Below are 21,200 nucleotides of genomic sequence, written 5' to 3'. Positions count from 1 at the left end.
GAGGATGAAGTTCATAGCGGTCATCAGACAGGTACCGGACGGGGAAAGCCGGCTCAGGATCGGGGGAAACCGGGTGGATCTCTCCTCCGCCACCCTCATCCTGGACCAGATGGACGAGTACGGGGTGGAGGAAGCCCTCCGCCTTAAGGAAAAGCACGGGGGCGAGGCCATCGCGGTGGGGTTTGGCCCCGAGCGCGCGGAGGAGGCCATCCGCACCGCCTTGGCCATGGGCATGGATCGGGGCATCCACGTGGTCTACGAGGGCTACGCCGATCCCGTCACCGTGGCCGAGGCCCTGGCCCCCGTGCTGAAGGAGGAGGCCCCCACCCTGGTCCTGACCGGAGGGCAACAGGCAGACTGGGACAGCCAAGCCCTGGGGGCTGCTTTGGCCGAGGCCCTGGGGGTGCCGGTGGTCCCCTGGACCACCGCCTTAGAGCTGGAAGGGGAAACCGCCAAGGCCAAGCACGACCTGGACGAGGGGGCGGAGTGGGTTCGGGTCAAGCTGCCCGCCGTGTTCACCACCCAGCAGGGCCTGAACGAGCCCCGCTACCCCACCCTGCCCGGCATCATGAAGGCCAAGAAGAAGGAGATCAAAAAGGTGGCCTTCCAAGGGAAGGGCCGGGTGGAGATCCTGGAGGAAACCATCCAGGAAAAGGCCCGACTGCAGAGGATTCTTGACGGCAAGGACCCCGTGGCGGCAGCGGAAGAACTGGTACGGCTCCTGCATGAGGAGGCCAAGGTTATCTAAAGGAGGCAGGCATGATTCTGGTTGTCCTGGACCACGACGGCACCAAGTTGCGCAAGGGGAGCCTCGAGGCCCTTACCCGGGCCCGCCAGCTGGCCCAAGCCTTGGGGGAGAGGGTAGCCGGGGTGCTTCTTGCGGAAGAGCGGGCCCCTCTGGAAGAAGCCAGAGGGTACGTGGAAACCCTCTACGTGGCGGAGCTTGGCCCCTACACCGCCGAAAAGTGGGCGGCGGGAATCCTGGAGGCCGCCAGGGAGGGCGTCAAGGCCATCCTGGCCCCCTCCTCCCGGCAAAGCCGCGCCTACCTGGGCCGGGTGGCCTACGCCCTGAAAGCGGGGCTTTTGGAGGACACCCTGGAGTCCTGGGCGGAGGGCGGCCAGGTCTACGCCACCCGCTACGCCTACCTGAACCGGGTGACGCAGAAGGTGAAAAGCGCCCCCCCCGTGGTCCTCACGGTGAAACCCAACACCACCCCTCTGGCGGAGCCCTTGGGCCAGATGGGGGAAGTGGTAACCATGAACGTACCCCCGGTTGCCACCGTGGAGGTACTGGAAAGAGTCCAGGAAGAGAGGAAAGGAGTGTCCCTGACCGAGGCCAACGTCGTGGTCACGGGGGGCCGGGGCATGGGAAGCGCCGAGGCCTTTAAGCAGGTGGAGGAGCTGGCTGCCCTCCTGGGCGGGGCCGTGGGGGCTACTCGGGCGGTGGTGGATGCCGGCTGGCGGCCCTACGGCGAGCAGGTGGGCCAGACGGGGAAAACCGTGCAACCCTCCCTCTACATCGCCCTCGGGGTTTCCGGAGCGGTCCAGCACCTGGCGGGGATGAACAAGAGCAAGTACATTGTGGCCGTGAACAAGGACCCCGAGGCCCCCATCTTCAAGCACGCGGACTACGGGATCGTGGGGGATGTGCACCAGGTGCTTCCCGCCCTTATTGAGGCGGTGAAAAAGCTGAAGGACTGAGGGAAAGGCCAAGCGGGCGGGCATTTCCCGCCCGCTTTTCCCTTTGGCAAAACCCTACCGGGATCCCTCCCCCTGGTCACCCCGAGGAGGCGCCCCTTCCTCCTCCATGCGGGAAGCCTCGAGGTTCTCCTGAGGCGGGGTTTCCTGAGCCTCCCCCTCCTTTTTTCCCCGGTTGCCCCGAAGGAGCTGCAGGAGGAAGAAAAGGAGCACCGCCGCCACCACCACCCCCACCGCATAGGGCCAGGCAGGGGCACCTGGGGCCTCCGGTACCTCGGGAAGGGAAAGGGGTGGGGCCGGGGCCTTGAAGACCTCACCCTCCAGCCTGCCCACCCGCTCCGCCACGGCTTTGAGGGCCTCTTCCTGGGCCTGAACCCGGGTTTCCAAGGCAACCACCCGGCCCTCGAGGGCCCGGAGGCGGGCGTAGCCCTGGTAGCCAGCCCAGACCGCAAGAAGAAGGGCCACCAGCAACAAGACCAGGCCCAACCAGCGCTTCATCCCTCTCACCTCCTCTGCCGGGCCCCCTTTGTGTGGAAGCAAACCCGGCTTCTTAGTATATCATGCAGCCAGTATGGCCGATAACGCCAAGCTTATCCTGGATGAGCTCTTGGCTGAGCTGGAGGAGAGGCGGAAAAAGGTCCTCCTCGGGGGAGGAGAAGAGCGCATCCTTAAGCAGCACCAGCAGGGAAAGCTCACCGCCCGGGAACGCATAGACTACCTGCTGGATCCCGGGAGTTTTGTGGAGCTCATGCCCTTTGCCGAGCACCTGGAAACCGGGCTTATGGAAGGTATTGAGGCCCCCGCCGATGGCGTGGTGACCGGGTATGGCACCATCGGCGGCCGCTTGGTCTTCGTCTTCAGCCAGGACTTCACCGTGCTGGGGGGCTCCTTGGGCAAGATGCACGGGCGCAAGATCGCCAGCCTCATGGACCTGGCAGCCAAGGTGGGGGCTCCCATCATCGGCCTCAACGACTCCGCCGGGGCCCGCATCCAAGAAGGGGTGGACAGCCTTTCCGGCTACGGGGAGGTCTTCTACCGCAACGCCATCTACTCCGGGGTAGTGCCCCAGATCTCCGCCATCCTGGGCCCCTGCGCCGGGGGAGCCGTCTACAGCCCCGCCATGACCGACTTTATCCTCATGAGCCGGGGAGGGAGCTACATGTTCATCACCGGCCCCGAGGTCATCAAAAGCGTGACCCGGGAAGAGGTGAGCTTTGAGGAGTTGGGTGGGGCGGATGTGCACATGGAAAGGAGCGGGGTGGCCCACTTGGAGGGCCAAAACGACCGGGAGGTCCTGGACCTCATCAAGAAGCTCCTCTCCTACCTTCCGCAAAACAGTCGGGAAAAACCCCCCGTGGTAGAACCCCAAGACGACCCCTTCCGCCCCACCCCCGAGCTACTGGACATCGTCCACCCCGACTCCAGGAGGCCTTACAACATGCACCAGGTCATCAGGACCCTCCTGGACGACGGGGAGTTTTTGGAAATCCAGCCGGGTTTTGCCAGGAACATCATCGTGGGCCTGGGGCGGCTGGGAGGCTTTCCCGTGGGCGTGGTGGCCAACAACCCCCGTTTCATGGCAGGGGCCCTGGATATCAATGCCTCCGACAAGGCCGCCCGCTTCATCCGCACCATGGACGCCTTCAATATCCCCATCCTCACCCTGGTGGACGTGACCGGCTTTCTACCTGGGGTGGCCCAGGAGCACGGGGGCATCATCCGCCACGGGGCCAAGATGCTCTTCGCCTACGCCGAGGCCACGGTACCCAAGATCACCCTCATCGCCCGCAAGGCCTACGGGGGGGCCTATCTGGCCATGAACTCCAAGGACATGGGGGCGGACGTGGTCCTGGCCTGGCCCACGGCGGCGGTGGCGGTGATGGGGGCCGAGGGGGCCGCCAACATCATCTATCGCAAGGAGATCCAGTCTTCGCCCAACCCCGAGGAAACCCGCCGCCGCAAGATTGAGGAGTACCGCCGGGCCTTTGACAACCCCTGGGTGGCGGCCGCAAGGGGTTACCTTGACGATGTCATTGACCCCACCCACACAAGGCGCCTCCTTTACCAGCACCTGAGGATGCTCTGGGAAAAGAAGGAGGAGCGCCCCTTCAAGAAGCATGACAATATTCCCCTTTAGGAGTAGGGGGCCGGAATGCAGGCTCCTCCATGGGACACCTTTCAAAAAGAACTCACCGCCTGCACCCGCTGTGCCCGGTTGGTGGCCTACCGGGAAGAGGTGGGGCAAAGAAAGCGCCGGGCCTATAGGGACTGGGACTACTGGGCTAGGCCGGTTCCCGGCTTTGGAGACCCAGACGCCCGCCTAATCCTCTTCGGCCTGGCCCCGGGGGCCCACGGGTCCAACCGCACAGGCCGGCCCTTCACCGGGGATGCCTCGGGCGCCTTCCTCTACCCTCTCCTCTACCAGGCTGGCTTTTCCAGCAAGCCCCAGAGTGAACCCGGAGACGACCTCAGGCTCTTTGGGGTCTATCTCACCGCCGCCGTGCGCTGTGCCCCACCGGAGAACAAGCCCACCCGGGAGGAGCTCCTGGCCTGTAGCGCCTGGACCCGGGTGGAGCTGGGTCTTCTTCGGAACGCCCGGGTCTACCTGGCCCTGGGCCGGATCGCCCACAAGGCCCTCCTTGACCACTTCGGCATGAAAAAGAGCGCCCATCCCTTTTTCCACGGGGCCCACTACCCCTTGCCCCAGGACAGGCACCTCCTTGCCAGCTACCACGTCTCCCGGCAGAACACGCAGACGGGCCGGCTCACCCGGGAAATGTTCCTGGAAGTTCTCCTAGAAGCTAAAGGCCTCGCCGGGCTTTGAGCCAGGCAAGAAGCTCCTGGTACGAGAGGGTGTTTAAAACCCGTTCCGGCCCGATCCAAGCCCTTTGGGCCGTGCCCACCGCAAGCTCCATGAAGCGCAGGTGCTCCACCTGGTGGGCATCGGTGGAAAGGCTCACCCAAAGGCCCATGCCATAGGCCAAGCGCGCCAGGTCGTCGGGTAGGTCCATGCGGTCATAGTAGCCGTCGATCTCCACCGCCACCCCCATCTCCTTGGCCTTGCGCAAAATGGCCTCCCAATCGGCCTCGATGGGGGCCCGCCGGCCAATGAGCCTGGCGGTGGGGTGGGCCAGGACATGGACAAAAGGGTTCTCCAGGGCCTTTAGGACGCGCTTGGTCTGCTCGGCCTTGGAAAGCTTAAAACCCGAGTGGATGGAGATGAGCACCAGGTCCAGCTCCCTTAACACCCAGTCCGGGTAGTCCAAGGCGCCATCGGGCCTTATATCCACCTCCGCCCCCGCCAGGAGGTACGGGGGGCCATGGGTTTCATTGAAGCGGCGGATGGTTTCTACCCGCCTTAAGGCCTCCTCCGGGGAGGGCCCCCCTGCCACCCGCACCGCCGGGGAGTGGTCCGTCACCCCCAGGTACTGGTAGCCCAGGGCCTTGGCCGCCTGCCAGAGCTCCTCGAGGCTGTTCTGGCCGTCGGAGTAGGTGGAATGCACCTGCAAATCCCCCTGGATCTGGGAAAGCTCCAACAGCCTCGGAAGCTTCCCCCCAAGCGCCGCTTCTATCTCCCCCCGGTCCTCCCTGAGGGGTGGGGGGATGAAGGGCAGGCCCAAGGCCTCATAGACCCCCTCCTCCGTCTCCCCCGCCAGGCGCTTTTCCCCGCGGAAAACCCCGTACTCGGAAAGCTTCAGACCCCTCTCCTGGGCCAGGGAACGGAGCTGGATGGAGTGCTCCTTGCTTCCGGTGAGGTACTGGAGCCCGGAACCCCAACTCTCGGGCGGCACCACCCGCAGGTCCACCTGGAGGCCATTTTTAAGGAACACGGTGGCCCGCTCCTTGCCCTGAGCGTACGCCTCCTTCACCTGGGGAAGCTTCACAAAGGCCTTTACCACCTCCTCGCCCCTCTCGGCGGCCACCAGGTAGTCCAGGTCCCCCACGGTGTCCTTGTACCGCCGGGCGGACCCGCAAAGTTCCGCCTTCTCCACACCGGGCAGGGCTCGGATGGCGGCAAGCAGGTTCCGCGCCAAGGAAAGCACCGCCCCCAAGGGCCTGCGTTTACCCGCCACCTGGACCAAGGCCAGCCCCTCCCGGATCCTTTCCGCCTTTTTGGGGCCGAAGCCCTTGAGGCGAAGCAGGTCTCCCCTATCCAGGGCTTCCCTTAGTCTTTCCAAGGAGTCGATGCCCAGCTGGTCATAAAGCTGCCGGGCGGTCTTGGGCCCCACCCCGGGTACCTCCATCACCGCCAAGACCCCCACAGGTACGCGCTCCGCAAGTTCCCGGTGCTTCTTGATACCCCCGGTGGCGAGAAACTCCAGGATCTTCTCCGCCAGGTCGGGGCCGATGCCAGGAAGGGTCAGAAGGGCCTCTTTTCCCCCTTTGGCCACCTCCTCAATGGGGGTATCCAGGTCGTAAAGGGTCCGGGCCGCCTGGTAATAGGCCCGCACCCTAAAGGGGTTATCCCCCAAAAACTCGCTCATGAGCCCGATCTCCTCAAAGAGGCGGGCCAGCTCCTGGTTCCTCATGTCCTCACTATACGGGTATACTTGGGCTAGCCATGCCCCCACCGGACCGGTTCCGCAAGGCGGTGCTGGAGATGCTAAAACAGGAGGGCCGGCCTCTTCACTACACCGAGGTAGGCCGCCGCCTGAAGGAGTCGGGGCTTTGGGCCCACGTTCGGGAACCGGAAAAGATCGCCAAGATCCGGCTCTCCGCCCTGGCCCGCTGGCACAGGGGCCCGGTGGTGGCCCTGGGCAAGGGCCTGTACGCCCTTAGGGAAGAAGGCGATACGAGCCCAGAACCTTAAGGTAGTTGGCCCGCTCAAAGGCTGCCGGCTCCGCCACCTTCTGGTAGCTCAAGACCCCCCGCATCTCCTCCACGCTCTCGTACTCCTTCTCCTCCATGAAGGCCTTCAGCTCCTCCAGCACGGTGCGGAAGTGATGGGGGCCCTTTTCCAGGATGGCCGAGGTCATCATCACCACCTGGGCCCCGGAAAGAAGCCCCTTCGCCGCCTCCTTCCCCGAATGCACACCCCCCGTCAAGGCCAGCTCCAGGCCCACCCGGCCGTAAAGGAGCGCAATCCAGTGGATGCGCAGCAAGGCCTCATAGGGGCGGGAGAGGCTCAGGGTGGGCACCACGGAAAGGGTAGCCAGGTCTATATCCGGCTGGTAGAACCGGTTGAAGAGGACCAAGGCCTTGGCCCCAGTATCCTCCACCCTTTTGGCGAAGTGGGCGAAGGCGGTGAAGGCATGCCCCACCTTGACCGCCACGGGGATCCGCACGCTTTCCACCACGGCGCGGATGGTATCCAGGTCCATGGCCTCCACCTCTGAGGCGGAAAGGGAAGGGTCGGTGGGGATGTAGTAAAGGTTGAGCTCCAGGGCGTTGGCCCCGGCCTCCTCCAAGAGCTTGGCGTACTCCACCCATCCCCCCCGGCTGATGCCGTTCAAGCTGGCGATGATGGGAACGGAAACCCGTTCCTTGGCCCGGGAGAGGAGATCCAGATAGCGCTCTGGGGTTAGGCGGTACTCGTGGGCTTTGGGAAAGTACGAGAGGGCCTCGGCGTAGCTTTCGTGGCCGTAGTGGAGATAATGGTCCAGCAACTCCTCCTCGAGGGTCACCTGCTCCTCAAAGAGGGAGTGCATCACGATGGCCGCCGCTCCCCCATCCTCCAGGCGCAAGAACCCATCCAGCTTTTCCGTGAGGGGCGAGGCGGAAGCCACCAAAGGGTGGTCCAGCTTTAGCCCCAGGTAGGTGGTGCTCAGATCCATACCCCTCCTCCTTCATGTGTTCCCCTGACGGGAAAACACCCTCAGTTTGGCACAACCTCCTTCGCCGCCATGCGGGAAAGCCTCTCCCACCTTTCCCGCACCGCTTCCTCTGCCCGCTTTAAAAAGGCCTCGGCCTCCTCGGGAAGGGTCTGGAGGAGAAGCCGGTAGCGGTTTTCCGCATAAAGGTATTCCCTGAGCGGCAACGTGGGGGGCTTGGAATCCAGGACGAGCCCTTGGCCAGGGATGTAGCGGAAAAGGGGCCAGTACCCCGTGCGCTCCGCCAGCCTCTGGTGCTCCATGCCCTTGGCCATGTCGATGCCGTGGGCGATGCAGTGGCTGTAGGCGATGAGGAGGGCCGGGCCCTTATGGGCCTCCGCCTCGAGGAAGGCCTTCACCGTGTGGGCATCGCTCGCCCCCATGGCGATCTGGGCCACGTAAACATGCCCGTAGCTCATGGCCATGAAGGCCAGGTCCTTCTTGGGGGTGGGCTTACCCGCGGCGGCGAACTTGGCCACCGCCCCCAGGCCCGTGGCCTTGGAGGCCTGCCCCCCGGTGTTGGAGTAGACCTCGGTGTCCAGAACCAGGACCTTCACGTTGGCCCCACTGGCCAGCACATGGTCCAGGCCCCCGTAGCCGATATCGTAGGCCCAGCCATCCCCGCCCACGATCCAGACCGAGTGGGGGATTAGGGCGTCCGCCACCGCCAAGAGGTCCCGGGCCTTGGGATCGTCCAGGGCCTTCAGCCTTTCCCTCAGAAGGGCCACATCCTGCCGCCTCTTTTCCACCTCCTCCGGCCCTGTTTCCGCAAGGAGCCTCTCCACCAGCGCCTCACCTAGGACCTGCCGGAAATCCCCCAGCAGCTCCCGGGCGTACTCCGCCTTCTTGTCCAAGGCCAGGCGCAGGCCTAGGCCGAACTCGGCGTTGTCCTCAAAGAGGGAGTTGGCCCAGGCCGGGCCCCGGCCTTCCCGGTTTTTGCTCCAGGGGGTGGTGGGAAGGTTCCCCCCGTAAATGGAACTACATCCGGTGGCGTTGGCGATGATGAGGCGGTCGCCAAAAAGCTGGGAAAGAAGCCTAAGGTAGGGGGTTTCCCCGCACCCCGCGCAGGCCCCAGGGAACTCAAACAAGGGCTCCAGAAGCTGCACATCCTTCACGGTGTGGAGCTTAAGGCCGGCCCTGGGTGTTTCCGGCAAGGAGAGGAAGAAGTCCCAGTGCCGGTTCATGGCCTCCCGCACCTCCAAGCGGGGAGCCAGGTTCAAGGCCTTGCGGCTTGGGTTTTGCTTATCCTTGGCGGGGCAGACCTCCACGCAAAGGGAACACCCGGTGCAGTCGTCGGGGCTGATGGCCAAGGTAAACTCCCCGCTCAGTTCCTTCCACATGGCCTTGCGGTAGGGGAAACCCTCGGGGGCCTGGGCCAGGGCCTCCTCCGGCACCACCTTGGCCCGGATCACCGCATGGGGGCAGACCAAAACGCACTTGCCGCACTGCACGCACACCCCGGGGTCCCAGGTGGGGATGAACTCGGCGATGCCCCGCTTCTCGTACCGAGCCGTCCCCGTGGGGTAGGTGCCATCCGCAGGAAAGACGGAGACCGGCAAGTTGTCCCCAAGCCCCAAGGCGATGGGCCCCAGCACCTCCCGCACAAAGGCGGGGGGGTGGCCCACCATCGGCGGCACCAGGTCCTTTTCCGAGGTAACCCTGCCGGGAACGGGGAGGGGCTCCACCGCCGCAAAGCCCAGCTCCACCGCCTGGAAGTTCCGCTCCAGCACCGACCTGCCCCGCTTGCCGTAGCTTTTTTCTATGCCCTTCTTGATGCGGGCCTTGGCCTCCTCCTCGGGCAAAACCCCGGAAAGCTTGAAGAAGGCAGCCTGCATGATGGTGTTGATGCGCCCGGGAAGGCCCACCCGCCTGGCCAGCTCATAGGCGTTGACCACGTAGACCTTGAGGTTCTTCCTGAGGATCTCCTCCTGGACAGGCTTGGGCAGACGGTCCCAGACCTCCTCCTTGGGGTAGGGGCTGTTGATGAGGACCGTGGCCCCCTCCTCCGCCACCCCCAGCATGGGAAGGCGCTCCAGGAAGCTCCACTGGTGGATACCCACAAAGTTGGCCCTCTGCACCAGGTAGGGCTTGTTCAAGGGGTTTGGGCCAAAGCGCAGGTGGCTAACCGTGCGGGAGCCGGACTTTTTGGAGTCGTAGACGAAGTACCCCTGGGCGTAAAGGGGGGTCTCCTCCCCGATGATCTTGATGGTGTTCTTGTTGGCGCTCACGGTCCCGTCGGCCCCTAGGGCAAAGAAGACCGCCCGCACCGAGGCTGGGTCCTCAAAGTCCACCTCTGGGTAGGAAAGGCTCGTGCCCGTCACATCGTCCACGATCCCCACGGTGAAGCCGTGCCGGGGCCTCTCCTTCTTCAGCTCCTCAAACACCCCCAGGGCCATGGCCGGGGTGAACTCCTTGGAGGAAAGCCCGTACCTCCCTCCCACCAGCAGAGGAACCTCCCCACCCCTTAGGGCAAAGGCCGCCGCCACCTCCTGGAAAAGGGGCTCTCCCACGGCCCCCGGCTCCTTGCCCCGGTCCAGGACCGCCACTTTACGCGTGGCCTTGGGAAAGGCAGCGAGAAAAGCCTCCGTATGGAAGGGGCGGTACAGGCGCACCCGCACCATTCCCACCCTCTCCCCTTGCTTCAGGAGGTGCTCCACCGCCTCCTCCACCGCCAGGGAGGCCGAGCCCATGACCACCACCACCCGCTCAGCCTCCGGGTGGCCGAAGTACTCGTATGGGGCATAGCGGCGCCCGGTAACCTGGGCAAAGTGTTCCATGGTTTCGGCCATCACCTGGGGCAGGCGCAGGTAGAAGGGGTTGATGGCCTCCCGGTTTTGGAAGTAATGGTCGGGGTTTTGCGCGGTGCCCCGGATCACGGGATTTTCCGGGGTGAGGGCCCGCCGGCGGTAGGCCTCGAGGGCCCCAAAGGGGAAAAGGGCCTTTAGCTCCCGGTCGGAAAGGGGCAGGATCTTTTGCACCTCGTGGGAGGTGCGGAAACCATCCATGGCGTGAAGTACCGGGAGGCTTGCCTTCAGGGCGGTGATGTGGGCCATGGCTGCCAGGTCCTGGGCCGCTTGGACGGAGTCCGAGACCAGGATCGCCCACCCCGTGGGCCGTACCGCATACAGGTCCTGGTGATCCCCAAAGATGGATAGGGCATGGGTGGCCAAGGCACGGGCGGCCACGTGGATCACCCCTGGAAGGGCCTGGCCGGCGATCTTGTACATGTCGGGGATCATGAGCAGGAGGCCCTGGCTGGCGGTGAAGGTGGTGGCCAAAACCCCTTCCTGCAGGGCCCCGTGAAGGGCCCCTGCCGCCCCGCCCTCGGACTGCATCTCCACCACCCGGGGCACCAGCCCGAACAGGTTGGGCTCCCCCTTGGCTGCCCACTCGTCGCAAAACTCCGCCATAGGGCTTGCCGGGGTGATGGGGTAAATGGCGATCACCTCGCTCAAACGGTAGGCCACCCGGGCCACCGCCTCGTTCCCGTCCACGGTAATGGGACGCATAGGCTCCACCTCTCCCCCACCATAGCGCCCCTTGGGGTGAGGAATGTCCCGCCCCTCCCGGTGTACCCTAGGAGCATGTCCATCCGGTATGCCCTGGTGGTTCTCTTCCTCCTGGCCGCCTTTCTTTTGGAAGCTTACCGGCCCCTATTTTTGCTGCTTTCCGGGCTGGCCCTCCTTCTCGGCAGGCCCAAAAGCTGCCCCCGGCCTTGACGGAAGCCCTTCGGCAGGAAAGACTTGGGGGCGTGAGTGCCTTTCAGGAAAACCTAGAAAAGTTGGCCCATCTGGCCGTCCGGGTAGGGCTGAACCTTCAGCCAGGGCAGGAAGTTATCGCCACCGCCCCCATTGAGGCCGTGGATTTTGTCCGCCTCTTGGCGGAAAAAGCTTACCAGCACGGAGCAAGCCTCTTCACGGTCATCTACGGGGATAACGTCCTTTCCCGCAAGCGCCTTTCCCTGACGCCAGAGGAAGGCTTGGACAAGGCCCCGGCCTGGCTCTACGAGGGCATGGCCAAGGCCTTCCGCGAGGGGGCTGCCCGGCTGGCGGTTTCCGGCAACGACCCCAAGGCCCTGGAGGGCATTCCCCCAGACCGCATAGGCCGGGCCCAGCAGGCGCAAAGCCGGGCCTACAAGCCGGCCCTCGAGGCCATCAGCCAGTTCGTCACCAACTGGTCCATCGTGCCCTTCGCTCACCCTGGCTGGGCCAAGGCGGTCTTTCCCCAGCTACCCGAGGAGGAGGCGGTGGGTAGGCTCTGGCAGGCCATCTTCCAGGCCACCCGCGCGGATACCCTAGACCCCGTGGCCGCCTGGGAAGCCCATAACCGCTCCTTACACCAGAAGGTGGCCTACCTGAACGAAAGGCGTTTCTCCGCTATCCACTTCCGAGGCCCAGGAACCGACCTGATGGTGGGCCTGGCGGAGGGGCACCTCTGGCAAGGAGGGGCCACCCCCACCCAGAAGGGGCTTCTTTGCAATCCCAACCTACCCACGGAGGAGGTCTTCACCGCCCCCCATCGGGAACGGGTGGAAGGGATCGTGCGGGCCAGCCGCCCCTTGGCCTTGGGGGGCCAGCTGGTGGAGGGCATCTGGGCCCGCTTTGAGGGGGGGTATGCGGTGGAGGTGGGGGCGGAAAAGGGCCAGGAGGTTCTCCTTAAGGTCCTTTCCACCGACGAGGGGGCCCGGAGGCTTGGAGAGGTGGCCCTGGTACCCGCCGACAACCCCATCGCCAGGACGGGCCTGGTTTTCTTTGACACCCTCTTTGACGAAAACGCCGCCAGCCACATCGCCTTTGGACAGGCCTATGCGGAGAACCTGGAAGGACGCCCCACCGGGGAAGAGTTCCTAAGGCGCGGGGGAAACCAAAGCCTGGTGCACATCGATTGGATGATCGGCTCCGAGGAAATCCAGGTGGATGGGATCCTGGAGGATGGTACCCGCGTGCCCCTTATGCGCCAGGGGCTTTGGGTGATCTAGAGGGAGACGGCGCTCCTACGTCCCGCGGGGGTATTAGCCTTGGCGGGAAGTAGGAACCCTCATCATGTGTATATCTTCACGATAAAACACGCTTGTGCTTTTCCTCCCCCCTACACACCGTCCAAGGCCTCCCGGAACCAGGCCTCGATGTCCAAAGGGTCCTCCAGCCCCACGGAAACCCGCACCAAGCCCGGGGTAACTCCCGCCTGAAGCCTCCCCTCCTCCGAAAGGCGGCTATGGGTGGTGGTCCACGGGTGCACGAGAAGGGTGCGGGCATCCCCCAGGTTAGCGGCCTTGGGCAAGGGAATGGCCCCTAAAAAGCGGCCTGCCGCCTCCTGGCTTCCCAGGTCCAGGGTAAACATGGGCCCCCCCGAGGCCAGGTACTTTTGGGCCATGGGGTAGGCGGGGTCTTGGGGCAAGCCAGGGTAACGAAGGGCTTGGATCTTGGGATGGCCCCTAAGAGCCTCCGCCAGATAGAGGGCCGTTTCGCTCATCCGCTTTACCCTGAGGGCTACGGTTTCCAGGCCCTGGAAGAGAAGGTAGGCGTTGAAGGGGGATAGGGCCATACCCATAAGGGAAAGCCCCAGGGTGCGCACCCTTTCCGGGTAGCACCTGGGCCCCAAGGCCTCCCAGGGCACCTGGCCCCTAGCATCCGGCTCCCAAAACTGCGGGTAGTTCCGCCAGATATGGGCTTCCCGCACCACCACCGCTCCCCCCAGCACCGAGCCGTGGCCGCTCGCCCACTTGGTGAGGCTCTCCACCACCACGTGGGCTCCCCACCTTAGGGGCTTAGCCAGCGCCCCTGCGGCGCCGAAGGTGTTGTCCACCACCAGGGCAATCCCCTTCTCCTCGGCCACGGAGGCCAGGCCCTCGAGGTCCGGCACGATCAGGGCAGGATTGGCCATGGTTTCCACGAAGATGGCCCGGGTAACCTCGGTAAGGGCCTGGCGAACCCGCTGGGGCTCGGGCTCCACGTAACGCACCCGTATCCCCCAAGGGGCCAAAACCTGCTGGAAAAGGCCGATGGTCTGGCCGAAAAGCCCCTTGGCCGCCACCACCTCATCCCCTGGGCGGAGAAGCGCCATTAGGGCAGCGAAGGTGGCCGCCTGCCCCGAGGCAAAAACCTCCGCCTCCATGGCTCCCTCAAGGGCTTTAAGCCTCTCCTCCAAGGCCCTGGCCGTAGGGTCCTTCTGCCGGGCATATACGTAGCCCTCCCCGGTGGCAAACCGCTTTGCCCCCTCCTCCAGGGTCCTAAAGCCGTAGGCGGCCACGGCGTAGATGGGAAGCCCCACCGCTCCATGGGGGTCCTCGGGTAACCCCGCAAGCACCGCCAAGGTGTCGTAGTTCATACCCCTAAGTTTACCTTTTCCCTAGGCTTCGCTGGCCTGTAAAACCCTTTCTGCAAGCCGCTCCCCGGCCTCCAGAAGCGGATGGAACACCACATCCACCCCAGCCTCCAAAAGCCGGGCATCCTCCTCCTTGGCGTAACTCACCGCCCCCACTACGCCCGCAAAGCCCTTGGCCCGCAGGGCCCTGGTGGCCTGGAGGCGGGCCTCGAGGTCGGGGAGCGCTAGCACGACCCCCTTAACCCCATTCAGATCCAACCCCTCCCAAAGGACCGGGTCCTCGGCATCCCCATAGAGCACCCGCCGGCCCTTGGAACTGTGGTACTCCACCTTGGCCGGGTCGCTATCCAAACCCAAAACCCTTTCGCCCCTCCCCGCGAGAAAGCGATACGCCGCTGCCCCCGTCCGGCCCATGCCCACCACCAGCCAGTTTGCTCCTAAGGCCCCCCGGGGTTCCTCGTCGGGGTGTAGACCAGGCTTCTCCCAACCCTTAAGCCAGGGTTTCCACCTCTCGTAAAAAAGGTGGGCCCTTTGGACCATAGGGGCTCCCAACAGAAAAGAACCCCCCACCGCCAGGGCCACCGCTCCCACCCCTTGGGGCGTCAGCTGCCCCAACCCCTGGAGGATCCCCGCCACCACCAGGCCAAACTCCGAATAGGTGCCTAGGCCCACCCCCACCAAAAAAGCCGTGCGGGCTCTAAAGCCCTGGCGGACCAGAGGTAGAAAGAGAAAAACCGGCTTCAGCAGTAGCAGGAGCAAAAGCAAAAGCCCCACAAAAACCCCATCGGGACCTACCGCCATCCCCGCCCTAAGGAAGAAGGCCACTAAAAATGTCTCCCTCAGCGCCCAGAGCCTTTCCGCCACCTCCCCTACCCCCGGGTAGCGGGACAACCCCAAGCCCATAAAGAGAGCCCCTAAAGCCTCCGGGGCCTGAAGGAAGCGGGCCAGCTCCGCCCCCAAAAGGGCCAGCCCCACACCCAGAAGGAGCTTGAGCTCGGCGTTTTGGGCCAAGTGAAACAAGCGGACCAGTAGCGGTCGTAAGAAAGGAAGGGCCAAGACGGAGAACCCTAAAGCCCCGACCCCTTGGAACCCCACCAGAATGAGCAGGGCCAGCGATACCACGTCCAGAAAGACCGAGATGCCCAAGGCCAGCTGCCCGTGCAAGGCAGAAAGCTCCCCTTTGCCTTGAAGCACCCGGGCCAGAAGCACGGTGCTGGGATTGATAAGGGCCACGGCCAACACCAGTAGGGACAAGAGATTCTGCGCCAGACCCAGGATATAGAGGGCGGCCAGGAAAACCGGAAGCAAGAGGAGCTGAGAAACCCCGGTGACCCAAACTTCCCGGCGCACCAGGCGTTCTAAGCGCAGGCCGAGACCCACGGTGAAAAGCAAAAGGTAGACGCCAAGGTCTGAGAAAAAGTCCAAAAGGGGATCACCGGGAAAGCCCAGGAGCCTCAACACCATCCCGATACCGAGGTAACCCAGAAACGCCGGCAACCCCAGGCGCACCAATAAGACGCCGGAAAGGTAGGCCAGCAGCAACACGCCGGGCACCAAAACCCTCCTGTGCGGATAAAGAAGGGCCAGAAACCCCCTCCTTTCCCCAGTATAAGGGAACCCCACGCTTAACCGACTCCGGCCTCATGCAAACGCTCCCATTGGCCACCCTCCGCCACCCACAAGACATCCCAGGAGCCGGGGCCTGCTCTATACCCTTGACATGATGAGACTCATACCTCACCATGAGGGACATGGGCTGCTGCGTGGATCGCCGAACAGTGGTCAAGGGGTTTTCCAGCCTGGCCCTGCTGGGTTCCGGTCTGGGACAAAGGGGCAGGAGACACATCAAGCTGGCCTTCTGCTCCCAGCTCCTTTGCATCATCCCTTACGAGGTGGCCGCCCGGAGGGGGTACTTCCAGGAGGAAGGCCTCGAGGTGGAGCTGGTCTACGCCCGGGGGGGAAGCCAGGCCCTCCAGTTTCTGGTAGGCCGGGCCGTGGACTATGCCGCCACCAGCCTGGATGCCGCCCTCCAGGCCTACCAGCAAGGTGCCCCCATCTTGCGCTTCGCCTCCACGGGGAGGTTACCCCTCTTCGCCCTGGCCTACAGCCCCAAGGCACCGGGCATCCGGGGGATTAAGGACCTGGAGGGGCGCACGGTGGGGGTGTCCGCCCTGGGCAACGCGGACCATGTGCTCCTGGTCTACCTGTTGAGAAAAGCTGGGCTGGATCCCAAGCGGGTGCAGTACGCCACCCTGGGCCCCAACCTCTATGAGGCCTTAAAGGCCGGCCACGTGGAGGCCGGGATGATCCAAGAACCGGCCCTTTCCCTACTCAAGGAGGCGGGAGGGCGCGAGCTGGTGAACCTCATGGACCTGAAGCAGGCCACCGCCTTCCTGGGAGGCCCCTACGAGTTCATGGGGGTGGCTATCCGGCGGGAGGAAAGGCCAGCCCGCCTCGAGGAGATGCGGGCCATGGCCAGGGCCCTAGAAAAAGCTCTGCGCTTCATCCGGGCAGCGGAGGCCCGCCTCATCGCCGACACCTTGCCCAAAGCCCTCATCGCCGGTGGGGACGAGGTACGGCTCAAGGCCATCATCGAGCGCTACCGCAAGGACCTCTATCCCACAGGGGTGCGCATTGACCTCGAGGCCGCCCGCCGGGTGGCGGAAAGCCAGATGGAAGCTGGCCTTTTGCCTCCCGGCTTCCAGGTGGAAAGGCTTCTGGATTTGGAGGTGCTGGGAAGTGCTTGAGGTAGAGGGGTTGGGTCTGGGTTATGGCCCCATCCCCGTCCTGGAAGGCGTGAACCTCCAGGTAGGGAAAGGGGAGTTCGTAAGCCTGGTGGGGCCTTCGGGAAGCGGGAAGAGCACCCTGCTTCGGGCCATCGCTGGCCTCCTCACCCCACAACGGGGAAAGATCCAAAGGGCTTGCGCCCAGGAGGAGATCGGCTTCCTGTTCCAAGAGGATGCCCTCCTCCCCTGGCGCACCGCCCTGGACAACGTAGCCCTGGGTTTAAGAATCCGGGGCTGGCCCAGGGAAATGGCCCGGAGGGAGGCCGAGGCCTGGCTGGAGCGCCTTGGCCTAAGCGGGTTAGGCCACCGGTTCCCCCACCAGCTTTCGGGAGGTCAGCGCAAACGGGTGGCCCTGGCCCAGGTCCTAGCCCTGAAGCCAAGGCTCCTTCTCATGGACGAGCCCTTCGCCAGCCTGGATGCCATTTTGCGCATTCAGGTTACCCAGGACCTCCTCAGCCTGGTGGAGGAAGAGGGCATCGCCGTGCTCCTGGTAACCCACGACCTGGAGGAGGCCATCAGCCTGGCCGACCGGGTCTGCCTCCTTTCCCAAGGGCCTAGGGCTAGGATCATCCAAGAGCACCGCATCCCCTTTTCCCGTCCCCGGGACCCGGTGAGGGTGAAGGCCGACCCCCGGTTTGGCGTCTACCTGCAAAGGCTTTGGCAGGAGCTGAAGGAGGCTTCGCGATGCGCCGTAACCTAGGCCTAATGGCCCTTCTCATCTTGTGGGAAGCCCTCTCAGCCCTTGGCCTCCTTAACCCCCTTTACGCCCCTCCTCCCTCCCAGGTGCTCCTGACCCTCATGGGCCTTTTCCGGGAAGGGGAGATTTGGCCCCACCTCCAGGCCACCTTCACGGCAGCCCTGTTGGGCCTGGGGGCCGGTATCCTTCTGGGGGGAATCCTCGGTCTTTTGGCCGCCTTTAGCCCCCTGGCTTCGGATCTATTGGAGCCGGTCATGCTCCTCCTAAACGCCATACCCCGGGTAATCCTGGCCCCCCTCTTCGTCATATGGCTGGGCATCGGCCTGGCCTCTAAAGTGGCCCTCAGTCTGGTCTTGGTGGCCGTCCTCATCTTTTTTGCGGTCTATAGCGGGGTAAAGCAAGTGGATCCTAAGCTGGTGGAAAGGATCCGCACCCTGGGAGGTGGCCGCTACTGGCTCCTAAAGGAAGTCTACCTTCCCTCCATCGCCGCCTGGGTCCTCTCCTCCTTGAAGGTGGCCGTGGGTTTTGCCTTTACCGGGGCGGTGGTGGGGGAGTTCGTGGCGGCAAGCCGGGGCCTGGGTTACCTCCTCTCCTTCGCCCAGAGCACCTATAACGCGAGGCTCAGCCTAGCCCTGATCACACTCATCGTGGTCTTCGTCCTCCTTCTCTTCTTCCTCTTCAACCGCCTCGAGGCCAGGCTCCTTCGCTGGCGTCGCCACACCTCCCCCACCCTAGGCTAACGCACCAGGAGCACAGGGCAGGGGGCCTCCGCTACCACCTTCTGGCTTTGGCTGCCCAAAAACAGGCTCCCGATGGCCCCAAGGCCCCGGGTACCCATGACGATGAGGTCGGCCTTCTCCCCCATGGCGGCCTCGAGGATGGCCTCTGCAGGCCGGCCCTCCAAAAGAAGGGCATCCTCCCGCGGGACCCCCGTAAGCTCCAGGGCCTCCGCCAACACCTTCTCCGCCCGCTCCAGGCGCTTTTTCAAAGCCTCCTCAAAAAAGGGCTCGCCCAGGTAGTCGGGCACGGGCTCATACACGTGCACCAGCAAAAGCCTGGCCCCGTGGGCTTGGGCCTCGGCCTTAGCGACCTCAGCCGCCCGCTTGGCATGGTCCGAGCCGTCGTAGGCCAAGAGGATGGTCTTGAACATGCCCTAAGCTTATCAAGCCTGGGCCCTCTTTTCCGAAGGAATCTCCACCTTGCGGCCGCAACGGCAGGTGTCCCCTTCGATCCGGAACAGGGTCCCATCCGCCTTGGGATACAGCCAAAGGGCGCCGCAATCGGGGCAGCGCACCTCCGCCACCAGGGAGCGGATCTCCTCCGGGGAAAAGCGGTAGACCTCCCCGCACCAGTGGCAGACCACCTCCGCCCCCCCGTCCTTCACGATCATGTCCTCCCGCTCCTCCGGGGTGAAGAAGACCAGGGCCTCCAGGGCCTTCTCCCGGCTGCAGCGGCACTGGAAGCGGGCGGGGATCTCATTTAAGGGGTAGCCCAGGGCCCTGAGGTCCGTGCGGGCAAACCCCAAGCCCAAAAGGAGCCTCTCCAAGGCGGCCTCCAGGCCCTCCTGCAAGAGGGGCGTGATGCCCTTGATGCCTGAAAGGTTGGCCTCGAGGCGGGATAGCACCTCCTCGGGGGTGTCCGGCATCACCTGGATGGCCACACCCCCCGCCACCTCCACCTCCCCTTCCCCCTTAACCCGCACCCCCAGGAGGATGGCGGAGGGGATCTGCTCCGACTGCCAGAGGTAGTGGGCCAGGTCCTCGGCGATCTCCCCAGAAACCAAGGGCACCGTGCTGGTGTAGACCTCCCCATTGGGCAGGCTCCGGTCCACCCGCAAGACCCCGGCGCCAATGAGCTCCCCCACGTTCAGCTTGCCATCCTCCCGCAAGGGCACCTCCGCCTTTGGGTTCTTCACGTAGCCCCGCACCTGCCCAAAGGCGTCCGCCTCCGCCAGAAGCCCCCCCAAGGGCCCCGTGCCCTCTATGCGCAAGGTAAGCCTTTCCTTAGGGGTCTTGAGGAGAAGCTGGGCCAAGAGCAAGGCCCCCGTGAGGGCCCGCCCCAAGGCGGCGGTGGCGGTGGGGGAAAGCCCATGGCGGCGCCGGGCCTCCTCCACCACGTCCCCCGTGTCCGCCGCCACCACCCTAAGCTGCCCCTCCCCCGCCAACCCCCTCAGAATCCGTCCCATACCCCGCCATTATGCCACGGGCCTATAATGGCCCACATGGGCCTTCGCATCTACGACACCTTGCAACGGGCCAAGGTGGACTTCGCCTCTGCCGTCCCGGGGCACGTGGGCATCTACGTGTGCGGCCCCACTGTCTATTCCGACCCCCACTTGGGCCATGCCCGGGGCCCCATCGTCTACGATGTGCTCCGCCGCTACCTCCTTCACCAGGGGTACAAGGTGCGCTTCGTCTCCAACATCACCGACGTGGGCCACCTCACCGACGACGCCGACCAAGGAGAGGACAAGATCGTGCGCCGGGCCAAGCTGGAGCGGCTTGAGCCCATGGAGGTGGCGGAAAAGTACACCTGGAGCTACTTTGACGCCATGGCTGCCTTAAACGTTCTCCGGCCTTCCATCGCCCCCCGGGCCAGTGGCCACATACCGGAACAGATTGAGCTTACGGAAAGGCTTTTGCACCTTGGCTTCGCCTACGAACGCAAAGGAAGCGTCTACTTTCGGGTAAGGGCCTTCCCCCAGTATGGGAAACTATCGGGAAAGCGCCTGGAAGAACTCCGGGCAGGAGCGAGGGTGGAGGTGCGGGAGGAGAAGGAGGATCCCCTGGACTTCGCCCTGTGGAAGGCCGCCGAACCCGGCCACCTCATGCGCTGGAAAAGCCCCTGGGGGGAAGGGTACCCCGGCTGGCACATTGAGTGCACCGCCATGAGCCTCAAGTACCTGGGGGAGGGGTTTGACATCCACGCAGGCGGCATAGACCTACAGTTTCCCCACCACGAGTGCGAGATCGCCCAGGCGGAGGCGGCGGGCTACCGCTTTGCCCGCCACTGGATGCACCACAACCACGTGCTCCTGGAAGGGGAAAAGATGGCCAAGAGCACGGGGAACCTGGTCCTTCTCCATGACCTCTTAAAGGCCCACGAGCCCATGGCCTTGCGCTTTTACCTGCTGCAGACCCACTACCGTAGCCCCATGGACTTCACCTTTGAGGGCCTCGAGGCGGCCAAGCGGGGCTATGCCCGCCTCCTCCACGCCTACCGCGAGGTGCGGTCCAGGGTCCCCACGGCGGCCCCCGGCGCCACCCCGGAGCTGGAAAGGGCCCTTGACGCCCTGGAGAAGGATTTTCTCGCCGCCATAGAGGACGATCTCGGCACCCCGGAGGCCCTGGCCGCCTTTTTCACCTTCCTCCCTGAGCTTTATAGGCTCCTCCCAGAGGCCAAAGGGGACACCTTAAGGCGCACCGCCCAGGTCTTCCATACCCTGGGAGAAGGCATCTTGGGCCTCTTCCCCGAAAGGGTTCTGGAGGAGAAGGTATCAGGTCCCCTGTTGGAAGGCCTCATCGCCCTGCTTCTGGAGCTGAGGGAGGAGGCCCGGCGGGCCAAGGACTACGCCAAAAGCGACCTGATCCGCGAACGGCTCAAAGCCCTCGGGGTGGTGGTGGAGGACACCAAGGAGGGCCCCAAGTGGCGGCTGGCCCTGGAGTAGCCTTCCAGGAATCCTAGGATCGCCCTCCAACCCCAGCCGCCCAAGGGAAAGCTTGATGGCCATCCCCCAGAGGCTGGCCGCGCCCAAATATACCTGGGTCCCGCCCCCTTTGCTGGAGGCTTCGGCCAGCGGTGAAAGCCTAGGGTCTCCCAGGACCCAGGGGATAAGCGCATGGGTATCCAGTAGAAGCCTCGCCTTGCCAAAGCTGATGCCCTCTA

19 protein-coding genes are annotated in these 21,200 nt (G+C 64.5%); 11 read left to right on the top strand and 8 right to left on the bottom strand.

The window, feature by feature from the left end:
* The first annotated feature begins 4 nt into the window (after positions 1–4).
* The gene (locus tag DK874_RS01255) at positions 5–748 is read left to right on the top strand and encodes an electron transfer flavoprotein subunit beta/FixA family protein (protein WP_114312034.1); all 744 of its coding nucleotides are present in this window, start codon (positions 5–7) and stop codon (positions 746–748) included.
* An 11-nt stretch (positions 749–759) separates the two neighbouring features.
* Positions 760–1,701, top strand: a complete 942-nt coding sequence (locus tag DK874_RS01250; protein ID WP_114312032.1) for an electron transfer flavoprotein subunit alpha/FixB family protein — start codon at positions 760–762, stop codon at positions 1,699–1,701.
* Positions 1,702–1,755: 54 nt separating this feature from the next.
* Here DK874_RS01250 and DK874_RS01245 read toward each other — a convergent pair whose 3' ends face one another.
* Positions 1,756–2,196, bottom strand: a complete 441-nt coding sequence (locus DK874_RS01245) for a hypothetical protein (RefSeq protein ID WP_114312030.1) — start codon at positions 2,194–2,196, stop codon at positions 1,756–1,758.
* Positions 2,197–2,269: 73 nt separating this feature from the next.
* On the opposite strand from DK874_RS01245, the gene DK874_RS01240 reads away from it, so the two are divergent.
* Complete coding sequence (locus DK874_RS01240) at positions 2,270–3,835, top strand: acyl-CoA carboxylase subunit beta (protein WP_114312027.1); 1,566 nt, start codon at positions 2,270–2,272, stop codon at positions 3,833–3,835.
* A gap of 15 nt (positions 3,836–3,850) precedes the next feature.
* The gene (locus tag DK874_RS01235; RefSeq protein ID WP_114312025.1) at positions 3,851–4,522 is read left to right on the top strand and encodes a uracil-DNA glycosylase; all 672 of its coding nucleotides are present in this window, start codon (positions 3,851–3,853) and stop codon (positions 4,520–4,522) included.
* Here the strand turns inward: DK874_RS01235 and polX are convergent.
* A complete protein-coding gene (gene polX / locus DK874_RS01230; protein WP_114312023.1) occupies positions 4,500–6,227 on the bottom strand; it encodes a DNA polymerase/3'-5' exonuclease PolX in 1,728 nt (575 codons plus the stop codon). The genes DK874_RS01235 and polX overlap by 23 nt on opposite strands.
* A gap of 32 nt (positions 6,228–6,259) precedes the next feature.
* Between polX and DK874_RS01225 the strand changes: the two genes are divergently transcribed.
* A complete protein-coding gene (locus DK874_RS01225) occupies positions 6,260–6,508 on the top strand; it encodes an HTH domain-containing protein (RefSeq protein ID WP_114312021.1) in 249 nt (82 codons plus the stop codon).
* Here the strand turns inward: DK874_RS01225 and DK874_RS01220 are convergent.
* Both DK874_RS01220 and nifJ read right to left on the bottom strand, forming a co-directional pair.
* On the bottom strand, positions 6,474–7,472 hold the full coding sequence (locus tag DK874_RS01220) for a dihydroorotate dehydrogenase-like protein (protein WP_114312019.1): 999 nt from the start codon (positions 7,470–7,472) through the stop codon (positions 6,474–6,476). The two genes, DK874_RS01225 and DK874_RS01220, sit on opposite strands and share 35 nt — an antisense overlap.
* A 41-nt stretch (positions 7,473–7,513) precedes the next feature.
* Positions 7,514–11,017 carry a pyruvate:ferredoxin (flavodoxin) oxidoreductase gene (gene nifJ, locus DK874_RS01215; protein WP_114312016.1) on the bottom strand — a complete coding sequence of 1,168 codons (3,504 nt, stop codon included), beginning with the start codon at positions 11,015–11,017 and terminating at the stop codon, positions 7,514–7,516.
* Positions 11,018–11,092: 75 nt separating this feature from the next.
* Between nifJ and DK874_RS11955 the strand changes: the two genes are divergently transcribed.
* Together DK874_RS11955 and DK874_RS01210 are read left to right on the top strand one after the other, a co-directional pair.
* A complete protein-coding gene (locus tag DK874_RS11955; protein WP_275887325.1) occupies positions 11,093–11,227 on the top strand; it encodes a hypothetical protein in 135 nt (44 codons plus the stop codon).
* Positions 11,228–11,259: 32 nt separating this feature from the next.
* Positions 11,260–12,486: an aminopeptidase gene (locus DK874_RS01210; RefSeq protein ID WP_114312014.1), complete on the top strand. Its 1,227-nt coding sequence runs from the start codon at positions 11,260–11,262 to the stop codon at positions 12,484–12,486.
* Between the two features lie 110 nt (positions 12,487–12,596).
* Here the strand turns inward: DK874_RS01210 and DK874_RS01205 are convergent, their stop codons facing one another.
* Together DK874_RS01205 and DK874_RS01200 are read right to left on the bottom strand one after the other, a co-directional pair.
* The gene (locus tag DK874_RS01205) at positions 12,597–13,835 is read right to left on the bottom strand and encodes an O-acetylhomoserine aminocarboxypropyltransferase/cysteine synthase family protein (protein ID WP_114312012.1); all 1,239 of its coding nucleotides are present in this window, start codon (positions 13,833–13,835) and stop codon (positions 12,597–12,599) included.
* A gap of 21 nt (positions 13,836–13,856) precedes the next feature.
* A complete protein-coding gene (locus DK874_RS01200; protein ID WP_114312088.1) occupies positions 13,857–15,386 on the bottom strand; it encodes a cation:proton antiporter domain-containing protein in 1,530 nt (509 codons plus the stop codon).
* Positions 15,387–15,574: 188 nt separating this feature from the next.
* On the opposite strand from DK874_RS01200, the gene DK874_RS01195 reads away from it, so the two are divergent.
* Genes DK874_RS01195 through DK874_RS01185 form a run of 3 tightly spaced genes read left to right on the top strand, consistent with a single transcriptional unit; the run spans position 15,575 to position 18,055 of the window.
* Complete coding sequence (locus tag DK874_RS01195) at positions 15,575–16,579, top strand: ABC transporter substrate-binding protein (RefSeq protein WP_240307574.1); 1,005 nt, start codon at positions 15,575–15,577, stop codon at positions 16,577–16,579.
* The gene (locus DK874_RS01190) at positions 16,572–17,318 is read left to right on the top strand and encodes an ABC transporter ATP-binding protein (RefSeq protein ID WP_114312010.1); all 747 of its coding nucleotides are present in this window, start codon (positions 16,572–16,574) and stop codon (positions 17,316–17,318) included. Before DK874_RS01195 ends, DK874_RS01190 begins: the two co-directional genes overlap by 8 nt.
* Positions 17,303–18,055, top strand: coding sequence for an ABC transporter permease (locus tag DK874_RS01185; protein WP_114312008.1), 753 nt, complete (start codon positions 17,303–17,305; stop codon positions 18,053–18,055). Before DK874_RS01190 ends, DK874_RS01185 begins: the two co-directional genes overlap by 16 nt.
* On the opposite strand, the gene DK874_RS01180 is transcribed toward DK874_RS01185, so the two are convergent.
* On the bottom strand, positions 18,052–18,465 hold the full coding sequence (locus DK874_RS01180; protein WP_114312005.1) for a universal stress protein: 414 nt from the start codon (positions 18,463–18,465) through the stop codon (positions 18,052–18,054). The genes DK874_RS01185 and DK874_RS01180 overlap by 4 nt on opposite strands.
* A 12-nt stretch (positions 18,466–18,477) precedes the next feature.
* Entirely contained in the window at positions 18,478–19,500 is a 1,023-nt protein-coding gene (gene hslO / locus DK874_RS01175; RefSeq protein WP_114312003.1) for an Hsp33 family molecular chaperone HslO, read from the bottom strand.
* 36 nt (positions 19,501–19,536) lie between these two features.
* Here hslO and cysS point away from each other — a divergent pair, with 36 nt between their 5' ends.
* A complete protein-coding gene (cysS, locus tag DK874_RS01170) occupies positions 19,537–20,982 on the top strand; it encodes a cysteine--tRNA ligase (protein WP_114312083.1) in 1,446 nt (481 codons plus the stop codon).
* Positions 20,983–21,200: the final 218 nt, after the last annotated feature.

The organism is Thermus caldifontis (genome assembly GCF_003336745.1).
Lineage (GTDB): Bacteria > Deinococcota > Deinococci > Deinococcales > Thermaceae > Thermus > Thermus caldifontis.
The sequence above is the reverse complement of the archived record's forward strand: the minus strand, read 5'-3'. Positions and strand labels throughout refer to the sequence as shown.